Genomic DNA, 6,288 nt, shown 5'->3' on the forward strand with positions numbered 1-6,288 from the left:
GCACCCCGTTTTCATCGCGCTTCGGTTGCTCTTCCTCAAACTTCCAGAATTGGATGGGCGTGCCTTTTTCACCCTTCCGAACCTGAGCGCCGACCGCCGCGGCCTGCTTGTAAGTCATCCACCGCTGATCCGTGCGACCCTGCGCGAGCAGGTACACGGAGTTGATCCCACGGTAGCGCTTGCCAGTGGTGGGATTCATCGGGTAGTAGGAACCGGGAGGCGCAGCGTCCCAGGGCCTCTGCCAGGGAGCGGCGCCTTGTTTCAACTGTTCAATCAGCTTGTCGGCCACTTGCTCGGCATAAGATCGTTTCTCGGCCACAGTTCCCCCCTTGACTGAAGGTTCCGGTGAAGCGGGCGCCACGGGGCGTGGCGCTCCGCCTGGGAACGGTTGCGCGTCCAGCGCACCCGCTGCTGGGAGCCTCACGGCGTTGGCGGTGTCGTCTGGCGACGCGCCGCGCTGCGGGGTGTCGTGGAGATCGATGACGGGCTTGGAGGCGGTGATGCGCTCGAAGGCCTGGAGGCCGTTCGAGCCCGCGGGGAGAAACACCCGCTCGGCCCATTGGATCCGTTCGATAAAGGCGCCCTGTGTCGTGAGAAGACGTTGCTCCGCTGTGGTGATGTGGCCTTTCGCCTTGATCTCGATGCGGTCCTCTCTGTTGACGCGAGAAAGGGAGATTTCCCAGCCATTGGCCAGGATTGCGCGACGGCCGGCGCGGATCGCACTGACCACGTCGGCGCTCGACATCTGGGCAATCGGGGAGTCGAGGCCAAGGTTGCGCAAGGTCTGCCTGGCGGATTCGCGTCCCATGCGCCGGCCGAGTAGCTGCTCGCCGTCGTCGGTTTGGAGTCGGTAGATCGTCGAGGAGCCCTCGACCCGGTCCCATATCGGCAGGATGATGCCCACCAGCATGCGCTCCGTGGTGGTCCGCATCGTCGGGGCGGCAGCGAGCTGCGCATTCCACAGGCTCTGCGCTTCCGGCTCGTCCACCCGACGCGTCAGGGTCACCCTTTGCATGACGCCGCCAACGCGGCGATGCTCCCAGCCGCGGTGAATCACGTCAGCGTTGTCGATGTAGCGCTGGTGGTGTTTCTCGATCCCATACATGACGCCCCGGCGGAGCAGGTTGCCCTCGGAATCCAGGCGGTCCCCAAGGTCGGCGAGGAAAAACACCTGGCCTTGGGTCTTGCCGTACTCCGCGACGTACCAGCCTCCCAGGTCGCCGCCCCTGCGGTTGCTTCGGGCAATGGCTGAAATCTCATCCCACGCCAGATAGGCGATCGGATTCGAGACATCCAGCTCCACGTAGCGGGTCTTCGCCCCTGTCCGGGCATCTTCGTAAGCCACGACGTCGCGGGACTTGCGGATACTCTGCGCCCGGAACGTCTGGAGGCCTGCGTCAAACAGGCCCTTTTGCTTGGCATAGTCGACGGCCTCCACGAGGCGGCTTTCAAAGGCCTCGAACACCGCGTTCTGCTGGTCGGTTTTGAGAGACAGAAGTCGGTTCAGAAACTGCGGGATGTCGGGGATCTTGCTTTCGCTGAAGGCACCGTTTTCGTCGACGAGGCTGAGCCCCATCTCCCGCGCGACCTTGTGGAAGTCCAGCCCGGTGGTGTTTCGGTGAAGGTCGGTGAAGAAGTTCGCCAACGCCACCTTGGCGTATTCGCTTTCCAGATTGTCGGCGGCGGTGAACATGCCCTGGCCGGTGGCCTGGCGCTGGCCGCGCGTCAGGGCGCCGAGCTGATCCAGGCGCCGGGCGATGGAGGAGACGAACCGCTTTTGCGCCTTGAGGTTGGTGGTCGGAAGAACGTAGTGCGGCTCAACGGCCTGGTTGGTCCGGTGGGTGCGTCCGAACCCCTGGACGGCCGCCGCGGCCTGCCACCCGGGCTGCAGGATGTAGTGGATCCGCCTGCGGGTGTTCTCGGCCGTGTTGTCGGCATGAAAGCTGTAGCCAGTCCCGCCGGCGCCGGAGAACACGAGGATGCGCTTCTTGTCCCGCTGGAAGAGGTCGGCATCCGTGCGCGAGGCATGTCGGCCGCGCTTCTCTTCTTCGACCGTGAGATTGCCCTCGGCGTCTCGGGTCTGGATGAAGCGGCGGTGGCGGCCGGTCACCTCGGCAACCTGGTCGGCACCGAAGGCGTTGACGATCGAATCGAGCGGGTTTTCCGGGACGCGGATGTGTTGAAGAGTGGAAAGCAACGCCTCCCGCATTGCGAGGGCTTGCCGGTCGAACACCGGCTTGCCCTCGGAATCCTTCACGGGCACATAGACCTTGTTACCGTTCTCGTCCGAAGACTCCTCGAAGGCCGCGACGGGAAAGCCGTTGCGGACGTAGTCCATCAACATCTGTCGGGGCGTGAAATCCAGCTCCTCCAGTGCCATGTCGTTCGCGGTCGCGTCGGCGATGATGCGTTCCTGGGCGGCCTCGTTGGTATTGACGAGCTGGATCACGGCGGCGTGGCCGGCCTCGAGCTGCTCGCGCATGTGATCGATGACGGCGGGTGTCTGCATCGCCGTGACGATCTGATTGAAGAACCGCTGGTGCGCGCCCCAGAACTGCGCCATGGCCGCGCTCTTCGCACTGCCGTTGTTGCCGGCCTGAGTGATCTCGAGGGCCTGGTTGACGTTGTTGAGGACGACTTGCCACGCCCCTGCCAGTTCGTTGTAGATGTCCTCCTGCAGCTCGGTCAGGGTGTGCTCCAGACGCTCGTAGGTCACGCCGTCGAAGGACAAGGACCGGGCGATATACATGCCCAGGCCCTTCATGTCGCGGCTGATCAGCTCCATGGCGGCGATGCCTCCGGCGGAGACATTGCTGATGAAGGCGCTGACGTCTGCAAACGGCGTCCCTTCGCCCCACAAGCCCAGGCGATCGGCGTAGCTCAGATTGCTGACCTCGGTAGCGCCCGTGGCCGAGACATAGACCACCCGGGCGTCGGGCAGCTCGCGTTGGAGGTTGATGCCGGCAATGGCCTGCTGAGAAGGCTTGCGCGTACCGCGCTTGCCCTTGATGGCAACGGCATTGCCCATGCTGTGGGCCTCGTCGAAGGCAATCACGCCGTCGAAGTCCGGCCCCAGCCACGCTACGATCTGCTGCAGGCGGGTTTTCCCGCGCTGCTGCGCGGCGTCGGTCGCTTGCCGCCTCTCGCCGCCCCGCAGCGTCGAGTAGGTGGTGAAGAGGATGCCCTCATCCTGGAGGATGTCGTTGCCGGCCTTGGTCTTTCCCTGGAAGAAGAGGCGGTCGGGGTCGCCACCGATACTGGCGAAGTCGCGCTGGGCATCGACGATCAACCCTTCATTGAAGGACACCCAGACGGCCTTCCGGCGGCCTTGCATCATGTTGTCCATGATGATTCCGGAGATCTCGCGCCCCTTTCCCACGCCGGTTCCGTCGCCGATGAAAAACCCCTTGCGGGAGCCGTTGGGGAGCACGCCGGAATGCGCCTGGCCGGCATAGACGATGGCCTCGAGCTGGGCCAGGGAAAGCTGCCCGTGGCGGACGAGTCGCTCAGGCAGAACAGGGGAGTAGGTCGGGAGCGGGGGCTCGACGGCCGCCATAGCGGCCGACTGGACCAGCTTACCCGGATGGGGGTGGGCGTCCGGGATGGTCAGGCGCTGGGGGGCGTAGGTGGCGAAAACCGAATCCGTGAACTCCGCGGCTGCGCCCTCGGCGGCGCTTACCGTGACGCGGGTGGCGTCCTCGCCGTCAGCGAGGCGACCAGTTCCTCCAGTATCGTCGCCGCCGCTTCTTCGATCGTTGGCGGCAACATGATCTCGAAGCTCACCCCCGGCTCCGACTCCGTCATCAGAGACATCGCCAGGTCCGGATCTGCTTGGAGCTTGGCGATCAGCAGCAGGGGTTCCGGCAGGGTCGGAATCTCGATCTGGCCCCGTTCGATGGCGCTCCGGACCAGGACCAGGGCGGCCAGTTCGTCGTTCGGGGCGAACGGGATCCGAGAGTCCTTGAGGATCGCGGCGGCCTGCTGGTTCAACGACGTGAGGTTGTGGAACGCGTATCGGTTGGCGGTCATTTCGGATGGACTCCAGGAGGGCGGGTAGTTCCGCGACGACATTGACGCGGCCGGTCATGACCGGCTGTATGGTCGGCCCCGTCTTGTCGATGACGATGAGCTGGTTGTCGAAGGTCGTGCCGTACTTCGCATACTCACGACCGTCGATGCCGACGTTGGCCCGCACCGAGTATTGGTTCGCGATGTCTCGCCACCAGGCGGAGAACGCGGGCCGCTCCGCGGCCATCCCGTTTCCAGCGACGGCGACCAGGCGCCCGCCCTCGGCCAGACGCTTCAGGGCCTGCTCGATGTGGCGGGCGCCATTGGAAGTGGCACGCTGACCCTGCACGCGGCCGGCTGTGGAGGAAAACGGCGGATTCATCACGACGACGGTCGGGACGATGCCGGCGGGCAAGAGGTTGTCGAGCTGCTCGGCGTTCTCGCGGCAAAGCGTTGCGTCGGGAAAGATCTGTGCGAGCAAGGTATGCCGTCGCGGCGACAGCTCGTTCAGAACAAGATCGGCGCCGGCAATGCGCGACCAGACGGCCAAGTCACCGGTCCCCGCCGACGGCTCCAGAACCCGGTCTGCGGCCGTCACATTCGCAACCCAATTGGCGAGAAATGCGACGACCGGTGGGGTGCTGAACTGCTGAAACTCGTCCATCTCCGGATCGCGCCGGGTCTGGGTCGGCAGCCGCTGCATGCGCTCGGCCAAGTCCATGACTTTACGCGTCGCCCAGTCCGCGCCCTGTCCCGACCATGCTGCGGTCTCGGTCGCCATCAGGTGCAGGTTGAAGGCGGCCTCCATGGCATCGTAGGCGTCCTTGGACAGATACGTTCCAGCGGCCTGCGTGCCCCCGAAAGCTTCGTTGGCGGCCTCGAACAGGAACCCACTGGTGATCTCACCGTCCGCAGCAAGCTTGGCGGCGAGGCGCGCGGCCAGCAGATGGCGCGCTGCGTCAGGGATGCGCGTCACGAGCTCCTGCTGCGGGGCAGGAGAGGGCGGTGGTCCCGGCGATAAAGCCTGATCAGGCGCTGCGGGCGCCACGGGTTGCGGGACCACGAGCCAATCATCGAAAAGGTTGAATTGGGAAGGGTCGGACGGGGGGCGCTTCTTCATGGACGTCGCCCCTTACCGTCCTCCCCATTGGCTGGCGTCGCGGCGCCCGGTAGATCAACGCTGCTTTCGCGCGCATCCTCTTCGCTTAAGGCGTCCTCGGGAAACGCACCAGCCCGCTCGGCCTCCTCGGGGCTGAACTCCGCTTCGTAGCCGGGGGATGTCGCATCGACGAGTTTTTGGTGGACCGTATCCTCTGCGCTCGTCGGTTCGGCTTGGATCGGGTCTTCGTCATGGTTCTCGGGCATGGTCACTGCTCCTCGCGCGTTTTACGGACGGCACTGTCGTCCGGGCGTCCTTTCAGTTTCGGCTTCTGGGCCTCGTGCTCGTATTCAGCGACGGTACCGGGCCTGCCTGTCACCGTCGCCACCACCGTGTTCGCCATGGCGGTATCGCCAAGGCGGCCCTCGGAATCGATGCCCGGCTGATCTTCCTGCCCTCGCCAGGAAGCGAGGAAGGTGCTGCCGCCATGCGGGCGCACGGCCCGGAGGGTGTGATTCGGCACGGGCTTGCGCTGCGCCCGTAGGGAGTACGCCCGACGGAGGTTCATCCCGATGATCCGGTCGGCCCGCTGCCGCCCCCGCGCGGCTTCGCCCCCGCCGAAGCAGGTGCCGTTGTCCTTGCGGGCGGCAGGGCCACGCTTCACGAAAACGGAGTCCTGCGCGGACACCCGATCGCGCCGCGCTGGCTTGTTGTTGCGGAAGGGCTCCAGGACCTCATCGACCTGCAATCGATCCTCGCGGTCGGGGGCGCCGGCATTGACGATCTCGCTGGCCTCCTCGAGCAGCTTGCCGATCATGGCGAGCTGCTTCCTGGCAACGTCCTTCAGATGGAGAATCCTGTCGGTCGGGATGATGGGCGGCTCATCGACGCGCCAGACCTTCTTGCCGTCGGGGGTGTCGTCGTCAGGCTCGGCCTGTTCGAGCATGTGCCCGAAGCACCAGGTCGCGGTATCGGTGCCGCACTGGATGAGCCCGTCGCCCTTTCCAGGCTGGCCCCGCTCGCCTGCAATGGCCTTAGCGACGACTGGCTTTAATCGCATGGTTCTTCCCTCCCTTACCAGGTGATGAGCGGGGAAACGACGGTCTGAATCTGCGCACGATGGATTGGGCCGAAGTAGCGGCCATCGAACGATGTGCCACTCACGTCGGACATGAGCAGCA

At 65.1% G+C, this 6,288-nt stretch carries 3 protein-coding genes; all 3 read right to left on the reverse strand.

Going from position 1 to position 6,288, the window contains the following annotated elements:
- A partial coding sequence (locus ACE3Q6_RS22085; RefSeq protein ID WP_374437261.1) for a strawberry notch-like NTP hydrolase domain-containing protein occupies nucleotides 1-5,128 on the reverse strand: 5,128 nt, incomplete at its 3' end.
- Nucleotides 5,125-5,373, reverse strand: a complete 249-nt coding sequence (locus ACE3Q6_RS22090; RefSeq protein ID WP_374437263.1) for a hypothetical protein — start codon at nucleotides 5,371-5,373, stop codon at nucleotides 5,125-5,127. The genes ACE3Q6_RS22085 and ACE3Q6_RS22090, both read right to left, overlap by 4 nt.
- 2 nt (nucleotides 5,374-5,375) lie before the next feature.
- The gene (locus tag ACE3Q6_RS22095; protein ID WP_374437265.1) at nucleotides 5,376-6,167 is read right to left on the reverse strand and encodes a hypothetical protein; all 792 of its coding nucleotides are present in this window, start codon (nucleotides 6,165-6,167) and stop codon (nucleotides 5,376-5,378) included.
- Nucleotides 6,168-6,288 lie beyond the last annotated feature (121 nt).

This window comes from Tabrizicola sp., assembly GCF_041913445.1.
Lineage (GTDB): Bacteria > Pseudomonadota > Alphaproteobacteria > Rhodobacterales > Rhodobacteraceae > Tabrizicola.

Excerpts from the sequence above, each read along its gene's own strand:
- ACE3Q6_RS22090 (WP_374437263.1), bottom strand. The coding sequence starts at position 5,373 with ATGCCCGAGAACCATGACGAAGACCCGATCCAAGCCGAACCGACGAGC.
- ACE3Q6_RS22095 (WP_374437265.1), bottom strand. The coding sequence starts at position 6,167 with ATGCGATTAAAGCCAGTCGTCGCTAAGGCCATTGCAGGCGAGCGGGGC.